The following is a 17,203-nucleotide window of genomic DNA, read 5'->3' as shown; positions in this document are numbered from 1 at the left end:
GTGTTCATGCCGCGGTCCACCCTCCATCGAACGGCAGTGTCGAGCCGGTCACGAAGTCCGAAGCCCGGGAGGCCAGGAACACCACCGGGGCGACGATCTCGTGACTCTCGGCGAACCTGTGTTGCGGGATCCGTTCCAGTGCCCGCTGTCTGAGCTCCGGTGTCAGCTCGTCGGTCAGCGGTGTCGCCACGTGGGCGGGCGCCAGTGCGTTCACCTGCACGTTGTGCGACACCCATTCCATCGCCAGCACCTTGGTCAGCTGGATGACGGCGCCCTTGCTCGACGCGTACGCCGCCTGGTGCGTGGCGCCGGTGAGACCGAGCACCGAGGCCAGGTTGATCACCTTGCCCGACCGACGCGCCACCATCCGGCGACCCACGGCCTGCGCGCACTGGAAGGTGCCGACCAAGTTCACGTCGAGCACCCGGCGGAAGTCGTCCACCGCCAGGTCGGCCGCGAGCTCCCGGTGGTTGATGCCCGCGCTGTTGACGCAGATGTCGATGGCACCGACCTCGTCCTCGACACGGGCGACGACGTCCTCCACCTGCCCCGCGTCCGTGACGTCGAGCTGCCAGCCGACACACCGGCGGCCGGTCTCGACCGCGACCTGTGACGCCGTGCGATACGTGTCGTTGCCGTCAAGGTCACAGAGGACGACGTCGGCGCCGAAGGCGGCGAGCCCGAGCGCGGACAGTTGACCGAGGCCCGAGGCGCCGCCCGTGACGAAGGCCGTGCGACCGGCTAGGTCGAAGGTGGCTCGCAGCTGCTCGGCCGAGGCGGGACACGCACTCACGCCGCCCCCGGTTCCGCACCGCTCGGGCTGCTCGACCGCGCCGCCTCCTGGTGGCGGTCTGCAGTGAGGTCCGTGTCGAGCGTCTCCCTGCTCGCCCACGCACAGGCCGCGGTGAGCAGGCCGATGACGACGAGGTAGCCCGCCACACCCCAAGGCTTGCCGCCCGCCCAGGCCGTCAGCGCAGTGGCGAGAATCGGTGTCGTCGAGCCACCGATCACCGTGGCCACGGCGACCGGGAGCGCGAAGCCGGTGAACCGCACGCTCGGTGCGAACAGCTCGGAGAAGTACGCAGGTTGCGGACCGTACATGATGTAGATCCCGCTGCCGAGTAGCACGATCGCAGCGGTGACCAACACCGGTGAACCGGTGTTGACCATCAGGTAGTAGGGGAACGCCATCACGGCAACCCAGAGAGCACCGACCAGGTAGACCTTCCTGCGCCCGAACCGGTCGGAGACCGCACCCGCGATGATCTGCACGGCGATGAAGCAGGCACAGGCGATGAGCACCGCGCTCAGCGCGAGCACTTGCGACAGGCCGAGCGTGGCCGTCAGGTACGAGATGATGAAGACGGTGGTCATGTAGAACGTCACGGTGATGCCGAGGTGCAGACCGGTGTTGAGCAACAGCTGCTTCGGTTCGGTGCGTAGCAGCCGGAGCACCGGGTGCTTGACGACCTCGCGGTTCTGCTTCAGGTCCTCGAACACCGGCGTCTCCGTCACCCGCAGCCTGACGTAGAAGCCGATCGCGACCATCACGATGCTCGCCACGAACGGCACGCGCCAGCCCCAGTCGATGAACGCTTCGTCGGAGACGGCGACGGCAACCAGCAAGATCGTGGCGGTCGACAATCCCAGCCCAATGGGGGAGCCGATGTACGGGATGCTGCCCCAGAAACCCCGCCGACCCCTCGGCGCGTGCTCGACCGCCATGACTGCCGCGCCGCCGAGCTCGCCACCGAACGAAAAGCCTTGCAGGAAGCGCAGGGTGATCAACAGCAGCGGTGCAACGATGCCGACTGATTGGTAGGTCGGCAGCAGGCCAATGCCGACAGTGGCCAAGCCCATGAGCAGCAAGGTGAGCATCAACATCGCCTTGCGACCGATCTTGTCGCCATAGTGCCCGCACACCAGCGCGCCGAGCGGACGGGAGATGAAACCAACGGCGAAGGTGCCGAACGACAGGATCGTTCCCGCGACCGGGTCGAACTGCGGGAAGAAGACCTTCGGGAACACCAACGCCGCGGCGGTGCCGTAGAGGAAGAAGTCGTAGTACTCGATCGTGCTGCCGAACGTGGCCGCGGTGACGACCCGTTTGGTCAACACCGTGTCGTGCCCGGCCACGGAACGTGGGTCACCATTTGTCGCCATGTCAATCCGCCTTGTGTCCTCGTCGTCATGAGCGGAACTGCTCGCCGGTGGCTCCCCGTCCCTGGGTCGCGTGACCGCAGGGGTTGAATCTTAATTATTGATCTTACTTGATGGATCGAGCGTCATCAAACTATATAGTCTTTTCAGTGCAACACAAGAAGTGCTTAAATCTGGTGTGACCGCTCAATCAGGTGATCCCGGTTATTGAGATGAGAACGATGCAGCTAGAGTCGCGGGCCGGCAGCATGACGGTCGACAAGGCGATCGACCTGCTCGAGGAGATTGCGGCTGCGCCTGAGGGTGCACGCAACCTCGACGTCGCGCGTGGGGTGGGGCTGGACAAGTCGACGAGTCATCGGCTGTTGTCGACACTGGAGCGGCGTGGGTTCGTGCATCGTGACCCGCACACCAAGCGGTTCGTGCTCGGGCCGCGGTTGCTCCAGCTGGCTACGGGTAGCGCGATCAGCTCCACCCTGCTCGCCCGCCCGTTCCTGTACGAGCTCGTCGCGTCGACGGGGGAGAGCGCGTCGCTCTCGCTGCTCGTCGACCGGACGTACGTCTGTGTGGACGCGGTGCAGGCACCGCACGAGATCAGGTTCGCGTTGGATCTCGGTCGGCCGTACCCGCTGAACGCAGGTGCGACGGGGAAGGTGCTCCTCGCGTTCAACGCGCGGGCGGAGCAGCGGATGCTCGCCGGCGAGCTGCCGAAGTACGCACCGAACACGATCGTCTCGCCGGACGAGCTCGCGGCGCAGCTCGACGAGATCAGGCGTACGGGAGTCGCGGGCAGCGAGGGGGAGCGGGTGGCTGGCGGCTGCTCGATCGCCGCGCCTGTGACCGGGAGCGACGGCCAGGCGGTCGCGGCCATCGCCGTGTCTTCCGTGGGCGCGCGGCTCGACCTGCCGGCACTGCGCAAGCACGTGGGGCGGATACGCACGCTCGCGGCCGAGCTCTCCGAGGTGCTCACTTCATCAGGGAACTGACCGGGTTGTGCGGAAAGGCAGGTGCTCGATGTCCGAGCGGATCTCCAGGGAACGACTCCAGCAGCCGCCGGGTGAGGTCTACACCCAGACCGTGCTCGAACCGAGCTTCCGGTTCATGCAGGAGCACTACTACGGGTACCTGTTGGAGACCAACAAGGCGTGGGTGTCGATGCTCGTCGAGACGGGCATCGTGCCGGCCGACCGCGGGCGCGCACTGCTGCAGGCCGTGCTCGCGCTCGACGCGGAGGGGCCGGATGCGATAGCGGAGTTCAACCCGGCCTACGAGTACTTCTACTCGCACGTCGAGGCGAAGCTCGCCGAGCACGCCGGGGACGAGGCCGCCGGTGAGGTGAACATCGGGCGTACCAGGCCTGAGCCGCTGACCCGGCTGGTGCTCCGCTCGCGCATCCTCGACATCGCCGAGCTGCTGAGCGGCTTCACCCGCACGCTGCTCGACCTCGCCGAGCGCGAGGCCGACACGGTGATGCCGCAGTGGACACACTTCCAGCCCGCACAGCCGGCGACCGTAGGGCACTACCTGCTCGGCATGGTCGCGGCGTTCGGGCGCGACCACGACCGGCTGGTGGCCGCGTACGGCAACACCAACCAGTGCACGCTCGGCTGCGGTGCACTCGCCGGCACGTCGTATCCGGTGGACCGGGCGCTCGTCGCCGACCTGCTCGGCTTCGACGGGGTGCGCGAGAACACCATCGACTGCGTCTCGAGCGGCGACTACGTCCTCGAGACCACGGCCGCGTTGGCGAACATGCTGGTGACCGCGAGCCGGCTCGCGCAGGACCTCTACATGTGGAGCACCGACGAGTTCGGCCTGGTGGAGATCGGGGACGAGTTCTCCGGGTCGAGCAGCATGATGCCGCAGAAGAAGAACGCGTACCCGTTCGAGTACGTACGGGCGCGCGGTGCGCACGCGATCGGCGAGATGACGAGCGCGTACGGCACGCTGCACAACACCAACTTCCAGGACCTCAAGGACGTGGAAGAGGAGATCGTGCCGCCGGCCTTCCGGTTGCTCGACGAGGCAGAGCAGGTGCTGCGGCTGCTCGACGGGACGATCCGGTCGATGACTATCCACCCGTGCCGGATGCTGGCGCGGGCGGCGTCCGGGTTCGCGACGGCGACCGAGCTTGCGGCGGTGATCCACCGCGAGACCGGTGTGGACGCGCGCACGGCCCACCGCGTCGTCGGACACCTGGTGCTGCGCGCCGTGCAGGGCACCTGGCAGCCCGCCGAGATCGACGCGGCCATGGTCGCGGAAGCGGCGCGCGAGGTGCTCGGGCGGGAGCTGACGCTCACCGACGAGGCAGTGCACTCCGCTCTCGACCCGACCGCGTTCGTCGCCGCGCACAAGGTGCCAGGCGGTCCCGCGCCGGAGAGCGTCGCCCAGTCGCTGGCCACTGCGTCCCGTCGCCTCGAGGACGACGACGCGTGGGCGGCGGAACGCCGCGATCGGTTGGCTGCGGCCGAGAAGGAGCTGGCTGCCCACGTAGCCAGGCACGTCGGTTGACGGTGGTGTGATGCCAGCCAACGCGTTGACGGTGGTCGTGCACCGCAGCGACCCCGAGGCACAACACAGCTTCCGGGTCACTCGTACCGAGCCGATGATGGTGCTCGACCTGTTGCTCGCCATCCAGCGCGAGCACGACGCGGCCATCGGCTTCAAGTACTCGTGCCGGGTGGCGATGTGCGGCACCTGCACCGTCCGGCTGGACGGACGCAGTGTGCTGGCGTGCCAGACGCCGGTGCCGCCGGAGCGCGACACCGTACGCATCGACCCCGCGGCGGGCCTGCCGGTCGTGCGCGACCTGGTGGTCGACACCGCGCCGTTCTGGCGGGAGTGGGCGAAGGTGACGCCGTACCTGGTGCCGCGCGACGACCTGACCGAGCCGGCGGTGATCGCCCCGGACGCCGAGGAGCGGCAGCTGATCGACCCGGGGCTGGACTGCATCGGCTGCGGCGCCTGCTTCTCCAGCTGCGCCGTCGCCGCGGGTTCGCGTGACTTCCTCGGGCCGGCTGCACTGAACCGGGCGATGGTGCTGGTCGCCGACAGCAGGGACGCCGCCGGCGCTCAGCGGCTCGCCGCGGCAGGTGGCGCGGGCGGCGTGGACCGGTGTCACTACGTCTACGGCTGCAGCGCCGTGTGCCCGAAGGGCCTCGACCCGGCCGGGGCGATCCGGCAGCTGCGTGCCTGGCGGCTGCGGCCAGGGAGTGCCGATGACCGTTGAGATCCCCGACCCGGCCGACCTCACCGTCGTCGACACCGACGTCGCGGTCGTCGGCAGTGGCGGCGCGGGGCTGATGTGCGTACTGCACGTGAAGGACGCGGCGCCCGAGCTCGACGTGACGGTCGTCAGCAAGGGCGCCGTGGGCAGGTCGGGCTGCACGCGGATGGTGCAGGGCGGCTACAACGCCGTGCTCGACCCGGCCGACTCGGTGGACCTGCACCTGCGCGACACCCTGGAGGGCGGGAAGTTCCTCAACGACCAGGAGCTCGCGCACACCCTCGTCACCGACGCGCCGAAGGTCATCCACGAGCTGGAGACGCGCGTCGGCTGCTTCTTCGACCGTGGCCCGGACGGCCGCATCCACCAGAAGGCGTTCGCGGGGCAGCAGTTCGACCGCACCGTGCACCGCGGCGACCTCACCGGCATCGAGATCATGGGCCGGCTGCGGGACCAGATGTTCCGCGTGCTGCCGAGCGAGCTGGAGGACGTGCGCGCGCTCGACCTCGTGCTAGACGCGGACGGCGAGCTGACCGGTCTCACCGCACTCGACGTTCGTACCGGCAAGGCGTTGCTGATCAGGGCGCGGGTGGTGGTCGTGGCGACCGGCGGCTCGGCGACCATGTACCGCATCGCCGCGCCCGCGCGGGAGAAGACCGGCGACGGCGTCGCCATGTGCTGGCGCGCCGGCTTGCCGTTGCGCGACATGGAGATGCTGCAGTTCCACCCCACCGGGTTGCTGGCCGACCAGGCGCGGATGACGGGCGCGGTGCTCGAGGAGGGCCTGCGCGGCGCGGGCGCGTACCTCTTCAACGCCGTAGGCGAGCGATACATGGCGCGCTACGATGCCGAGCGGATGGAACGGTCGACCCGCGACGTCGTCTCGCGTGCCGGGTACACGGAGATCATGGCCGGCAGGGGTACGTCTGCCGGCGGTGTGCTCATCGACATCTCGCACCTCGGCAAGGCGGAGGTGGAGCGGCTGTTCCCCGGGATGGTGGAACGTACCAGGCAGATCGGCCAGGACCTGGCCACCGGACCGGTCGAGGTGTCGCCGACCGCGCACTTCCACATGGGCGGTGTGCTCATCGACCGCGACTGCCGCACCGAGCTGGCCGGCCTGCTGGTCGCAGGCGAGGACTCCGGCGGTACCCACGGCGCGAACCGGTTGGGTGGCAACGGTGTCGCGGAGTCGACGGTGTTCGGTGCGAGGGCCGGCGACACGGCCGTCGCGGAGGTCGTCGGGCGGGCGCTGCGGGAGCCCGACCGCGCGCAGGTCGCGGCGTCGCTGGCGCGTACGTACGCACCGCTGTCGCGTACCTCGGGGGAGACGCCGTTCCCGCTCACCGCGGAGCTGAAGGACGCGATGTGGCTCGGCTGCGGCGTCGTACGCGACGGAGCGGGGCTGCGCGACTGCCTCGGCAAGATCGGCGAGCTGACCGCGCGCCTCGAGCACGTCGCCGTGCCGGGGCCTGCGCAGGTCAACTACGGGTGGCAGGAGGCGCTCGACCTGGCCAATCAGCTCGCCGTGGCGCGTGCGGTGGTGGTCTCGGCGCTGCACAGGGAGGAGTCGCGCGGCGCGCACTACCGGTCGGACTTCCCCGAGCAGGACGACGCGCAGTGGTCGCAGTACGTCGTGCTCCGCGGCAACGCGGAAGTCGAGACCCACCAGGTGCAACACACCAGGCTGAGCCCGGAGGAGGTGTCGTGACCGCGGCACAGCTGGTGTTCCTCGCCGGGCTCACCGGGGTGCTGGTCGTCGTGGTGGCGTTCACCGTGGTGGTCCTGGGGTCCGCGCGCCGGGTGGACGGCGGCGCGTTCCTCAGCTGGGCGTTGCTGCGCCGCATCGCCAGGTCGCGCAACGAGCGGGCGGAGGCGGCCCGGTGGGCGTTCTACGCCCACCGGATCAGCGGGTTCGGCATCTTCGCGTTCCTCTGCCTGCACCTGGTGGACGTCAGCCTTTACGTGTTCTCACCAGCGCTGTACGACTCCGTGCATGCGCTCTACGGCACGGCACCGCTGCGGGTGTTCGAGTGCGCCCTGTTGCTGGCGATCTGCTTCCACACGTTCAACGGCCTGCGCCTGCTTGCCGTGGACATCGGCAACGTCGGTCTGACCGGCTCGCTGCGAATGCTCGGTGGCGTCCTGGTGTTGACGCTCGGGCTCGGCATCGCGGGCAGCGTCGTGATCCTTGGCCCGGTGATGGCATGACGAAGACGATGCCCGCTGCCAGGCGCGCGGTGCTGAGCTACCTCATGGTGCGCGTCACGGGGCTGTTGCTCGCGGTGCTAGTCACCGGGCACTTCGCCGTGACACACATCGTCAACGACGTCGCCGCGACCGACGCGTCGTTCATCGCCGAGCGCTGGAGCACGGTGCTCTGGGTGGTCTGGGACGGGCTGCTGCTCGCGTGCGCGCTCAGCCATGGCGCGAGCGGGGTGTGGGTGGCGATCGACGACTACGTGCGCCCCGGCAGGCGACGGCCCTGGCGGTCGGCGCTCGTCGCACTGACCGCCGTGCTGCTGGCCTTCGGCGTCACCGTGCTCGTGGTCGGCGCCGCCAGCTGAACCGTCAGGCGAGGATCGCGGCGACGCCCGCGCAGATCACCACGAACAACGCGATCGTACGGAACACGTGCGCCGGCAGCCGGGTGCCGGCGCACGTGCCGATCAGGTTGCCCGCGACTGAGCCTGGCACGGAGATGGCGAGCAGCAGCCAGCCGTGCGGGGCCGAGATACCGCCGACGAGGACGGCGACCAGGCCGAAAATACTCGACCCGACGAAGAACGCGGCCAGGTCGGCGATGAACTCCCTGCTCGGCGGGCGCGCCTGCGTCATCACGAGCGCCGGCACCACGCCGTTGAGCGAGGTCGTCGCGCCCAGCAGGCCGCCGGCCGCGCCGGCGAAGAAGAACGAGCCCTTCGCCGGTTGGTACGCGGGCTTCCGCATCGCCAGCGACACGAGCGCGAGCACGATGACGATGGCGCCGGTGGCGACCTTCAGCACCTCGGTGTCGATCCTGCCGAGCAACAGGGCGCCGACCGAGTAGCCGGGGAGGCTGCCGGCGACCAGCAGCGTCGCCCGGCGGGTGACGTGGCGGCGCAGCCGCGCGAGGGCAACCCCGCGGGTGATGATGCCGAGGCCGAGGTTGAGCAGCACGATGGTCGGCATCGGCACGCCCACGGCGAGCAGCGAGGGCGCGGCGACCAGCCCGTAGCCGAAGCCGCTGAGCCCACCCAACAGCGATGCCACGGCCACGATGGCGGCGACGACGACGATCAGCGTGAGGTCCATCGGCTCCTTGCCCGGCAGGCAACTGTCGGCCCAGTCCTCAGCAGTCTGCGCCGTCAGTCCTCCGGTGAACCACGGAATATGTGGGTGAGCCCGCTCACAGCGTCGTCGCCCTCAGGCCCAGTCCTGGTGCAGGTTGATGTAGTTGCCGCAGGTGTCGTCGAAGACCGCGTCGGTGCCGCCGTACGGCATCTGCGTCGGCGCCATGGTGAAGCCGACGCCGGCCTCCTTCAGCCGTGCGTAATCCGCGCCGAGGTCGGTCGTCGTGAGCGAGATCGCCGGTCGGCCGTTCTCGTACACGTGCTTCTGGAACGCACTCGCTGCCTCGTCCGGCAGGTCGAGCAGCAGCTCGGGCCCGTCCGGGTCCTCAGGTGACACGACGGTGAGCCAGCGGGCGCCAGGACCGTACGCGGCGTCGGTCTTCACCTGGAAGCCGAGCTTGCCGGTGTAGAAGTCGACGGCGCGGTCCTGGTCGTTGACGAAGATCTGGGCGAAACTGATTCGCATGGTGGTGCCTTCTCCAGTTCGACTCCAGTGCTTGTAGCAACCGGACGATAGACCATCCACCGCCGTCCTGGCTTCTTCCAGCTTGCGCACCGGCGGTCAGAGGTCGAGCGCGATGTCCAGCGCCGGCGCGGAGTGCGTGAGGGCGCCGACGGACAGGTAGTCCACGCCGGTCTGCGCGTACGCGTGTGCCTGCTCCAGCTGCAGCCCGCCCGAGACCTCCAGCTTGGTGCCGCTGCCCGCCACCCGGCGTACGGCGTCCGCGCACTGCTCGACGGACATGTTGTCGAGCAGCACGAGCGGTACGCCGAGTGCGACCGCCTCGTCCAGCTGGTCGAGGGTGTCCACCTCCACCTCGCACGGCAGCGCAGGGGCGTGTGCCCGTACGGCCTCGACGGCAGCGGTGATCGACCCGGCGGCGGCGACGTGGTTGTCCTTGACCAGGACGGCGTCGCCGAGGCCGAGCCGGTGGTTGACGCCACCGCCGCAGCGCACCGCGTACTTCTCCAGCGGGCGCAGGCCGGGCAGCGTCTTCCTGGTGTCCCTGATCGCGCAGCCGGTGCCCGCGACGGCATCCACCCAGGCCCGCGTCACGGTGGCGATGCCGCTGAGATGGCCGAGCAGGTTGAGCAGCGTGCGTTCCGCCGTGAGCAGCTCACAGGTGGGTGCGGTCACCGTGGCGACGACGCAGCCGGCCGGCAGCCGGTCGCCGTCCGCCCGCTCGGCGTGCAGCTCGTACGCGTCCGCCGTGAGCAGCTCGCCGAGCACCACGTCGACCAGCGGCAGGCCGGCGAGCACGCCGGGCCGCCGGCTGGTCAGCCGCGCCTTCGACCTGGCGTCGGCGGGCACCGTGGCGGCCGTCGTCGCGTCCGGCCCGAGGTGCAGGTCCTCGGCGAGCGCCGTACGGACCACCTCGCGTGCGGTGTCGAGCTCGGTCATCGGTTCACTCCTACGGGTGCCACGGTGTCCAGGGAACGGTCGTTGGCCGGGTCGGCCAGCCTGAGGTACGTACTGCGCCGCCAGCTCTCCAGCGGCCGCGGCGCGTCGTGCCGCACGTGGCAGCCGCGGCTCTCCTCACGGTGCGCGGCGGCCACGGCGACCGCCCGCGCAACCAGGGTGACCGCGCAGTCGACAGCCAGCTCCCCGCTGGTGACGGCGACCGGGTCGGCGGTGTCGAGCAGCGCGTCGACCGCGGCCAGGCCGGCGGCGTCGCGGCCGAGGGCGAGCCGGCTGCTGGCCAGCCGCTGCAGCGTCGGCCGGTCCACCCGCCGGCCGACGACGGGTGCCGGTGTGACGGAGGCGGCTGGCTGCCTGCGTTCACGGGCGATGGCGTGCGCCGCCCTGGCACCCGTCACCAGGCCCTCGACCAGGCTGTTCGAGGCGAGCCGGTTCGCGCCGTGCAGGCCGGTGCGGGCGACCTCGCCGGCCGCGTACAGGCCGGGGACGGACGTCCATCCGTCCAGGTCGACGGCGACACCCCCGCAGAGGTAGTGCGCCGCGGGCGTCACGGGGATCGGCGCGGTCGCCGGGTCGACGCCGATCGCCAGGCACGACGCGTGCACGGTGGGGAAGCGGGTGGCGAACGCGTCCATGCCGGTGGCGTCCAGCCAGACGTGGTCGGTGCCGGTGGCCGCGAGCCGGCGCGTGATGGCGGCGGCGACCACGTCCCGCGGTGCCATGTCGGCCAGCGGGTGCACACCGGCCATGACCGGCCGGCCGGCGTCGTCGACGAGCACGCCGCCCTCGCCCCGCACGGCCTCGGTGACCAGCGGACGCTGGCCGCCTGGCTCGCCGGTCCACAGCGCCGTCGGGTGGAACTGCACGAACTCGACGTCTGCCAGCGCCGCCCCGGCACGCAGCGCGAGCGCGAGGCCCTCGCCGGCGGCGACCGGCGGGTTGGTGGTGGCCGCGTAGAGCTGGCCGACGCCGCCGGTGGCGAGCAGCACGGCACCGGCCGGCACGAGCACCTGGTTGCCGGCGCCGTCGAGCAGCTGCGCGCCGGTGACGCCGCGCTCGTCGACGCACAGCCCGACGACGCTGTGGTGCGGCAGGATCGCCGTCTGGTCGCCCCTCGCGGCGGCCACGAGCGCGCGCTCCACCTCCGCGCCTGTCGCGTCGCCGCCGGCGTGGATCACCCGGAACGCGCTGTGCCCGCCCTCCCTGGTCAGCGCGTACTCCCCGGCCGCCGTGCGGTCGAACGCCGCGCCGCGCCTGGTGAGCTGGCGGACGGCCGCCGGCCCTTCGGCCAGGATCGCCCGTACGGCCGTCTCGTCGCACAAGCCGGCACCTGCGGTGACAGTGTCCGCGACGTGGGCGGCCACGCTGTCGCCGGTGTCGAGCTCGTCGAGCACGACGCTGATGCCGCCCTGCGCCCAACGGGTGCTGCCGTCGGGCAGGCCGGCCTTGGTGACCACGAGCGTGCGCAGGCCGAGCGCGCGGGCTTCGAGCACCGCCGTCAGCCCGGCCACCCCGCTACCGACGACGAGCAGGTCGACGCCGGCCAGCTGGATCGGCGTGCCGGGGCTCACTCGCCGCCGCCCGGCTGGCCGATCGCGATCATCCGCGTCACGGCGGAGCGCGCACGTTCGGCGATGGTCGGGTCGACGTGCACCTCGTCGGTGCCGTCCCGTAGCGACCGCAGCAGCGCGGCCGGCGTGATCATCTTCATGTAGCGGCAGCTCGCCCGGCCGTTGACCGGCTGGAAGTCGACGTCGGGCGCGGCCTTCCTGAGCTGGTGCAGCATGCCCACCTCGGTGGCGACGAGCACGCTCTTCGCCGCGGTGGACCGCGCCGCGTCGAGCATCCCGCCGGTGGACAGCACGTGCACCCGGTCGGCGTCCACGGTGCCGCTCGCGGCCAGGTAGAGCGCTGAGGTGGCGCAGCCGCACTCCGGGTGGACGAACAGCTCGGCGTCCGCCGTGGCCTCGGCCTTGCTCGCGAGCGCGGCGCCGTCGATGCCGGCGTGCACGTGGCACTCGCCGTGCCAGACGTGGACGTTCTCGCGGCCGGTGACCCGCTTCACGTGTGCGCCGAGGAACACGTCGGGCAGGAACAGCACGTCCTGCTCCGGTGGGATCGAGCGCACCACCTCCACCGCGTTCGACGAGGTGCAGCAGACGTCGGTCTCCGCCTTCACCTCTGCGGTGGTGTTCACGTACGAGACGACCACGGCGCCGGGATGCTCCGCCTTCCACGCGCGGAGCTGGTCGGCCGTGATGGAGTCGGCCAGCGAGCAGCCGGCGCGCTCGTCCGGGATGAGCACCGTCTTGCCGGGGGAGAGGATCTTCGCCGTCTCCGCCATGAAGTGCACGCCGCAGAAGACGATGGTGGACGCCGAGGACTCCGCGGCGATCCGGGAGAGCGCGAGCGAGTCGCCGACGTGGTCGGCGACGTCCTGGATCGCCGGCACCTGGTAGTTGTGCGCGAGCAGCACGGCGTCGCGTTGCTGCGCGAGCCGGCGGACCTCCGCCTGCCACAGCGGCGTCGCCGCCTCCGCGTCGTGCTCCGTGACCAGCTGCGTCATGGGTACCTCTCCTCGCTTTCACCTGCCGGTCGGCGCGGCGTCGTGTCGACCCTGATGTTTTCGACTTATAGTCGAAAACGTGCATGATCCTAACACCGCGGCGCCCGTGCCGGTCGGCTCAGTCGTCCACGAAGTGCTCGCCGCCGTACTCAGCGTTCGGGACGGCCGGCTGCACGTGCTGCTGTGGCAGCGGGCGCAGCCACCCGCGGACGGCCACTGGGCGCTGCCCGGCGGCGTGCTCGGCGCGGGGGAGAGCGTCGAGGAGTCCGTAGTGCGGCAGCTCGCGGAGAAGGTCGACGTCAGGGACGTCGCGCACCACGAGCAGCTCGCCGTCTTCTCCGACCCGCACCGGCGCCCGGGGGCACGCCGCATCGCCACCGCGTTCCTCGGGCTGGTGCCGACCGACGCCGACCCCCGGGTGCCCGCGGACACCGCCTGGTGCCCAACCGACGCGCTGCCCGTGACGGCGTTCGACCACGGCGCGATCGTCGCCGGCGCGGTGGAACGGCTACGGGCGAAGCTCTCCTACACGAACATCGGGTTCGCGCTCGCGCCGCCGGAGTTCACCATCTCCACGCTGCGCGAGCTCTACGCCGCGTCCCTCGGCTACGACGTGGACGCCACCAACCTGCAGCGCTTCCTCACCAGACGCCGCCAACTGGAGCCCACCGGCGGCGCGACGGCGAGCGGCCCCGCCGGCGGCCGCCCGGCTTCGCTGTATCGCTTCCGCACCCACCGCCTGGCGGTCACCGACGAGTTCGTCGCCTTCCGGCCACCCCGCTGACCCGCCGCGCCGTCACGGGCCGGCCGGCGGCTGGAGCCGACCCGGGGATCGGCGGCGAGCGGTCCCGCCGGTGGTCGGTCGGCTTCGCTGTACCGGCAGCGCACCGGCTGGCAGTGTCGCCTTCCGGCCACCTCGCTGACCCGCCGCGCCGTCACCAGCCGGCCGGCGGCTGGCGCCGGCCCGGGGGATCGGCGGCGCCGTCACGGGCCGATGCCCCACTCGCCGGCGCGAATAACGCCGGCCCTCACCAGCCGGCCGGCGGGGCTGGAGCCGACCCGGGGATCGGTGGCGAGCGGTCCCGCTGGCGGCCGGCCCGCTTCGCTGTGCCGGTTCTGCGCCCGGCGGCTGGCAGTGTCGCCTTCCGGCCACCCCGCTGACCCGCCGCGCCGTCACGGGCCGATGGCCCACTCGCCCGCGCGCATGACGCCGGTCAGCTGGAGGGCGTCGTCGAGTACCACCAGGTCGGCGCGCTTGCCTGGCTCGAGGCTGCCGACCGTGTCGGCGAGGCCGAGCGCCTGCGCCGGGGTGAGCGAGGCGGCCCGTGCCGCGTCGACCAGGGAGAGGCCGGCGTCCTGTACGGCCCGGCGTACGGCTGTGTCCATGGTGAGCGTGCTGCCGGCGATCGAGCCGCCGTCGGCGAGTCTGGCCACGCCGTCGGCGACCTGCACCGCCAACGAGCCGAGCTGGTACGTCCCATCGCTGCTGCCGGCGGCGCTGATCGCGTCGGTGACCAGGCACGCCGTGCCGGTCTCCGCGGCGAACCTGACCACCCGCGGGTCCAGGTGCACGCCGTCGTTGATCAGCTCGCAGGTCACCTGCGGCGCGGATAGGCAGGCGAGGATCGGGCCGGGTTCGCGATGGTGCAGCGGGCGCATCCCGTTGAACAGGTGGGTGGCGACGGTGGCGCCGGCGTCGATCGCCGCGCGCGCCTGGTCGTACGTCGCGTCGGTGTGGCCGACCGCAGGCACGACCCCCGCGGCCACCGCCGTGCGGACGAGGTCGAGCGCGCCGGGCAGCTCAGGTGCCACGGTGATCATCGCGGCACGGCCTGCGGCGGCGTCCAGCAGCGCCTCGACGGCCCCCGGGTCGGGATCGCGCAGATGCGCGGGGTCCTGCGCGCCGCAGCGCTGTGCGGACAGGAACGGTCCCTCGAAGTGCACCCCGGCGATCGCACCGTCCGCGGCGAGGCCGGACAGCACGGCCGCCTGCCCGGTCAGGGTCGCGAGCGGCGCCGTGACCAGGCTGGCCAGCATGGTGGTGGTGCCGTGGCGGAGGTGGAAGTCCGCGGCGGCCCTCGCCTGCGCCGGGTCGTCGGTGGTGAAGGTCGCGCCGCCGCCACCGTGGCAGTGCAGGTCGACGAAGCCTGGCAGAACGTAACCGTCCAACTGCAACGAGTGTTCGTCCGCGGTGGGCGCCGGCGGTGGACCTGTGCCCACGTCGGTGAGGCGTCCGTCGGCGACCCGGAGCCAGCCGGCCGTCACCCGCTCCGGCCCCACCAGTCTGCCGCCGGCTAGTACTGTCACCCCTACCTCCTCGCCGCGGTGCTGTCGGTGACCGTAGCCCATTGACCGCGGCTGTCGCGGCAGGAGAGCATGTCGCAAACTCGCAATGACGCCCACCAGAGGAGACGTTCATGGCTCGGGTCTTCTTCGACAAGGCCTCCCGCATCTACCCAGGCTCCGACGACCCCGCTGTGGACGCGTTGGATCTCGAGGTCAACGACGGCGAATTCATGGTTCTCGTCGGCCCGTCCGGTTGTGGCAAGTCGACCTCGCTGCGGATGCTCGCGGGCCTTGAGGGAGTCGACAAGGGTAACATCTACATCGGCGAGCGCGACGTCACGAACCTGCCGCCCAAGGACCGTGACATCGCGATGGTCTTCCAGAACTACGCGCTCTACCCGCACATGACCGTACGGGACAACATCGGCTTCCACCTGAAGATCAAGCGGACGCCGAAGGCCGAGATCAACGAGCGGGTGATGGAAGCCGCGAAGCTGCTCGAGCTCGAGGAGTTCCTCGACCGCAAGCCGGCGAAGCTGTCCGGCGGTCAGCGGCAGCGGGTCGCGATGGGGCGCGCGATCGTGCGCCAGCCGCAGGTCTTCCTGATGGACGAGCCGCTGTCCAACCTGGACGCCAAGCTGCGTGTCGCCACCCGTACCCAGATCGCCTCGCTGCAGCGGCGGTTGGGCGTCACCACGATCTACGTCACGCACGACCAGATCGAGGCCATGACCATGGGCGACCGGGTCTGCGTGCTCAAGGACGGTCTGCTGCAGCAGGTCGACACGCCGCTGAACCTGTACGAGAACCCGGCGAACGTGTTCGTCGCCGGGTTCATCGGCTCGCCGGCGATGAACCTGATCAACGGCACCATCTCCGAGGCCGGCGTCGACCTGGGTGACGGCTACATGCTCCCGCTGACGCCCGACCAGCGTGGCCAGGTCAGCGACGGCAAGGTGGTCGTCGGTGCGCGGCCGGAGGGCGTCCTGATCGGCGCCGAGGGCGACGGGCTGAAGGCGACCGTCGAGCTCGTCGAGGAACTGGGCTCGGACGCGTTCGCGTACTGTTCCGCGGTGGTGCCCGGCCACGAGGACACCCAGGAGATCACCGTCCGCTGCGACCCGAAGAACACCCCGGTCAAGGGTGCGACGGTGGGGCTGCGCCTCCACGAGCAGTCGCTGCACGTGTTCGACGGCGTGAGCGGCGAGCGGCTGTCCAACTGAACGAGCCGTCCAAGGGCGTGTCACTTCGCGAAGGGACACGCCCCTGCGTGCTGTCGTGGTGAACGCGTAAAGTGAGCGCAGGGTGTAGGTCCCGCCTGGCCTACGCGAGTCTCGTTGAATGACATAGGTGTAGTTTGGTGCGTACGATGTGGCTGACCGAGCCGTTTGATCCGGAGGTTCTGCATGAGCATCGCCGCGCAGTCGAGAGCAGCCGCTGACGTGCCAGGTGAGCTGTCCGAGCGAGACGCGGAGATCCTGGCCTTCGAGCGGAAGTGGTGGAAGTACGCCGGGGCCAAGGAGCAGGCGATCCGAGACCTGTTCGGGATGCCCGCGACCCGCTACTACCAGATCCTCAACGCACTGATCGACCGTCCGGAAGCGCTCGAGCACGACCCAATGCTGGTGAAACGCCTCCGCCGGATGCGCGCCTCCCGCCAACGCGCCAGGTCCGCCCGCCGCGGCGAGCTCGCCAGCCCCGCCCAGTAACCCTCAGCTCGCCGGCCCGACCGACACCTCGCTGGCGTCGGTCGGAAGCCCGGCTCTGCACCTCGCCGGCCAGGCCGGAAGCCCGCGCCCGACACGCCGCCGGCGCTTCGCCGCCCTGGTCAGCAGGCTCGGCCCTCCCCGGTACCTCGCCGCCGCGGCTGCCTGCCGCTCGCTGGTATCGGCCCGCGCTGACTTGCACGCCCGCTATGCCGGGTGCGGTCACACTGTCCACCGGTCGCCGTGCGATGCACCGCGGAGGGCGTCGCCGGTCGGCCCGCCCAGGCTGGCCGGCAGCCCCGGCTGGCTGGCAATCCTCCCGGTGGCGAGCTCTCGCGGTCGGCGCGTCGCTCGGCGGTGGCTAGCCGCAATACCGTTCAGTTAGCGTTGGACGGTGTAGTTTGGTGATATGCCTCGTGCTGGGTGGAAGAAGCCGTCCTCGGATCGTCGGTTGTCGGACCTGGTCTCGGTCGGGGTGCTCACGCGGGTGTTCCCGCCGGGGCTGGT

The 17,203-nt window shown here is 70.9% G+C and carries 17 protein-coding genes; 9 read left to right on the top strand and 8 right to left on the bottom strand.

Going from position 1 to position 17,203, the window contains the following annotated elements:
• Positions 1 to 4: 4 nt before the first annotated feature.
• Together GEV07_18605 and GEV07_18600 are read right to left on the bottom strand one after the other, a co-directional pair.
• The gene (locus tag GEV07_18605; protein MQA04635.1) at positions 5 to 964 is read right to left on the bottom strand and encodes an SDR family oxidoreductase; all 960 of its coding nucleotides are present in this window, start codon (positions 962 to 964) and stop codon (positions 5 to 7) included.
• A complete protein-coding gene (locus GEV07_18600; GenBank protein ID MQA04634.1) occupies positions 790 to 2,163 on the bottom strand; it encodes an MFS transporter in 1,374 nt (457 codons plus the stop codon). The genes GEV07_18605 and GEV07_18600 overlap by 175 nt, the downstream gene beginning before the upstream one ends.
• A gap of 209 nt (positions 2,164 to 2,372) precedes the next feature.
• Here GEV07_18600 and GEV07_18595 point away from each other — a divergent pair, with 209 nt between their 5' ends.
• The 6 genes from GEV07_18595 to GEV07_18570 are packed head-to-tail and all read left to right on the top strand — an operon-like array spanning position 2,373 to position 7,953.
• Complete coding sequence (locus tag GEV07_18595) at positions 2,373 to 3,146, top strand: helix-turn-helix domain-containing protein (GenBank protein ID MQA04633.1); 774 nt, start codon at positions 2,373 to 2,375, stop codon at positions 3,144 to 3,146.
• A gap of 28 nt (positions 3,147 to 3,174) precedes the next feature.
• Positions 3,175 to 4,671 (top strand): argininosuccinate lyase, encoded by a 1,497-nt coding sequence (gene argH / locus GEV07_18590; protein MQA04632.1) that lies wholly within the window; start codon positions 3,175 to 3,177, stop codon positions 4,669 to 4,671.
• A gap of 10 nt (positions 4,672 to 4,681) precedes the next feature.
• On the top strand, positions 4,682 to 5,389 hold the full coding sequence (locus GEV07_18585; GenBank protein ID MQA04631.1) for a 2Fe-2S iron-sulfur cluster binding domain-containing protein: 708 nt from the start codon (positions 4,682 to 4,684) through the stop codon (positions 5,387 to 5,389).
• The gene (locus tag GEV07_18580) at positions 5,379 to 7,097 is read left to right on the top strand and encodes an FAD-binding protein (GenBank protein MQA04630.1); all 1,719 of its coding nucleotides are present in this window, start codon (positions 5,379 to 5,381) and stop codon (positions 7,095 to 7,097) included. Before GEV07_18585 ends, GEV07_18580 begins: the two co-directional genes overlap by 11 nt.
• Positions 7,094 to 7,597, top strand: a complete 504-nt coding sequence (gene sdhC, locus GEV07_18575) for a succinate dehydrogenase, cytochrome b556 subunit (protein ID MQA04629.1) — start codon at positions 7,094 to 7,096, stop codon at positions 7,595 to 7,597. Before GEV07_18580 ends, sdhC begins: the two co-directional genes overlap by 4 nt.
• Positions 7,594 to 7,953 (top strand): succinate dehydrogenase hydrophobic membrane anchor protein, encoded by a 360-nt coding sequence (locus GEV07_18570; GenBank protein MQA04628.1) that lies wholly within the window; start codon positions 7,594 to 7,596, stop codon positions 7,951 to 7,953. Before sdhC ends, GEV07_18570 begins: the two co-directional genes overlap by 4 nt.
• A gap of 4 nt (positions 7,954 to 7,957) precedes the next feature.
• Here the strand turns inward: GEV07_18570 and GEV07_18565 are convergent, their stop codons facing one another.
• The 5 genes from GEV07_18565 to nadA form a co-directional block, all read right to left on the bottom strand.
• Positions 7,958 to 8,680, bottom strand: coding sequence for a TSUP family transporter (locus GEV07_18565; protein ID MQA04627.1), 723 nt, complete (start codon positions 8,678 to 8,680; stop codon positions 7,958 to 7,960).
• A 111-nt stretch (positions 8,681 to 8,791) separates the two neighbouring features.
• A complete protein-coding gene (locus tag GEV07_18560) occupies positions 8,792 to 9,184 on the bottom strand; it encodes a VOC family protein (protein MQA04626.1) in 393 nt (130 codons plus the stop codon).
• A 96-nt stretch (positions 9,185 to 9,280) separates the two neighbouring features.
• Positions 9,281 to 10,120 (bottom strand): carboxylating nicotinate-nucleotide diphosphorylase, encoded by an 840-nt coding sequence (locus GEV07_18555; GenBank protein MQA04625.1) that lies wholly within the window; start codon positions 10,118 to 10,120, stop codon positions 9,281 to 9,283.
• Positions 10,117 to 11,709, bottom strand: coding sequence for an L-aspartate oxidase (locus GEV07_18550; protein ID MQA04624.1), 1,593 nt, complete (start codon positions 11,707 to 11,709; stop codon positions 10,117 to 10,119). The genes GEV07_18555 and GEV07_18550 overlap by 4 nt, the downstream gene beginning before the upstream one ends.
• Positions 11,706 to 12,704 carry a quinolinate synthase NadA gene (gene nadA, locus GEV07_18545; protein MQA04623.1) on the bottom strand — a complete coding sequence of 333 codons (999 nt, stop codon included), beginning with the start codon at positions 12,702 to 12,704 and terminating at the stop codon, positions 11,706 to 11,708. Before nadA ends, GEV07_18550 begins: the two co-directional genes overlap by 4 nt.
• A 133-nt stretch (positions 12,705 to 12,837) precedes the next feature.
• On the opposite strand from nadA, the gene GEV07_18540 reads away from it, so the two are divergent.
• Positions 12,838 to 13,488 (top strand): NUDIX domain-containing protein, encoded by a 651-nt coding sequence (locus GEV07_18540; protein ID MQA04622.1) that lies wholly within the window; start codon positions 12,838 to 12,840, stop codon positions 13,486 to 13,488.
• A gap of 389 nt (positions 13,489 to 13,877) precedes the next feature.
• Here the strand turns inward: GEV07_18540 and nagA are convergent, their stop codons facing one another.
• The gene (gene nagA, locus GEV07_18535; protein MQA04621.1) at positions 13,878 to 15,053 is read right to left on the bottom strand and encodes an N-acetylglucosamine-6-phosphate deacetylase; all 1,176 of its coding nucleotides are present in this window, start codon (positions 15,051 to 15,053) and stop codon (positions 13,878 to 13,880) included.
• 68 nt (positions 15,054 to 15,121) lie between these two features.
• On the opposite strand from nagA, the gene ugpC reads away from it, so the two are divergent.
• Positions 15,122 to 16,213 carry a sn-glycerol-3-phosphate ABC transporter ATP-binding protein UgpC gene (ugpC, locus tag GEV07_18530; GenBank protein ID MQA04620.1) on the top strand — a complete coding sequence of 364 codons (1,092 nt, stop codon included), beginning with the start codon at positions 15,122 to 15,124 and terminating at the stop codon, positions 16,211 to 16,213.
• A 183-nt stretch (positions 16,214 to 16,396) separates the two neighbouring features.
• On the top strand, positions 16,397 to 16,699 hold the full coding sequence (locus tag GEV07_18525) for a DUF3263 domain-containing protein (GenBank protein ID MQA04619.1): 303 nt from the start codon (positions 16,397 to 16,399) through the stop codon (positions 16,697 to 16,699).
• Positions 16,700 to 17,203: the final 504 nt, after the last annotated feature.

The sequence above is a fragment of the Streptosporangiales bacterium genome (assembly GCA_009379825.1).
In the GTDB taxonomy this organism is placed as follows: Bacteria; Actinomycetota; Actinomycetes; order Streptosporangiales; family WHST01; genus WHST01.
The sequence above is the reverse complement of the archived record's forward strand: the minus strand, read 5'-3'. Positions and strand labels throughout refer to the sequence as shown.

Excerpts from the sequence above, each read along its gene's own strand:
- argH (MQA04632.1), top strand. The coding sequence starts at position 3,175 with ATGTCCGAGCGGATCTCCAGGGAACGACTCCAGCAGCCGCCGGGTGAG.
- GEV07_18525 (MQA04619.1), top strand. The coding sequence starts at position 16,397 with ATGAGCATCGCCGCGCAGTCGAGAGCAGCCGCTGACGTGCCAGGTGAG.
- nagA (MQA04621.1), bottom strand. The coding sequence starts at position 15,053 with ATGGGCTACGGTCACCGACAGCACCGCGGCGAGGAGGTAGGGGTGACA.
- GEV07_18585 (MQA04631.1), top strand. The coding sequence starts at position 4,682 with ATGCCAGCCAACGCGTTGACGGTGGTCGTGCACCGCAGCGACCCCGAG.
- GEV07_18595 (MQA04633.1), top strand. The coding sequence starts at position 2,373 with ATGAGAACGATGCAGCTAGAGTCGCGGGCCGGCAGCATGACGGTCGAC.
- nadA (MQA04623.1), bottom strand. The coding sequence starts at position 12,704 with ATGACGCAGCTGGTCACGGAGCACGACGCGGAGGCGGCGACGCCGCTG.
- GEV07_18555 (MQA04625.1), bottom strand. The coding sequence starts at position 10,120 with ATGACCGAGCTCGACACCGCACGCGAGGTGGTCCGTACGGCGCTCGCC.
- GEV07_18560 (MQA04626.1), bottom strand. The coding sequence starts at position 9,184 with ATGCGAATCAGTTTCGCCCAGATCTTCGTCAACGACCAGGACCGCGCC.
- GEV07_18570 (MQA04628.1), top strand. The coding sequence starts at position 7,594 with ATGACGAAGACGATGCCCGCTGCCAGGCGCGCGGTGCTGAGCTACCTC.
- ugpC (MQA04620.1), top strand. The coding sequence starts at position 15,122 with ATGGCTCGGGTCTTCTTCGACAAGGCCTCCCGCATCTACCCAGGCTCC.
- GEV07_18580 (MQA04630.1), top strand. The coding sequence starts at position 5,379 with ATGACCGTTGAGATCCCCGACCCGGCCGACCTCACCGTCGTCGACACC.
- GEV07_18600 (MQA04634.1), bottom strand. The coding sequence starts at position 2,163 with ATGGCGACAAATGGTGACCCACGTTCCGTGGCCGGGCACGACACGGTG.
- GEV07_18565 (MQA04627.1), bottom strand. The coding sequence starts at position 8,680 with ATGGACCTCACGCTGATCGTCGTCGTCGCCGCCATCGTGGCCGTGGCA.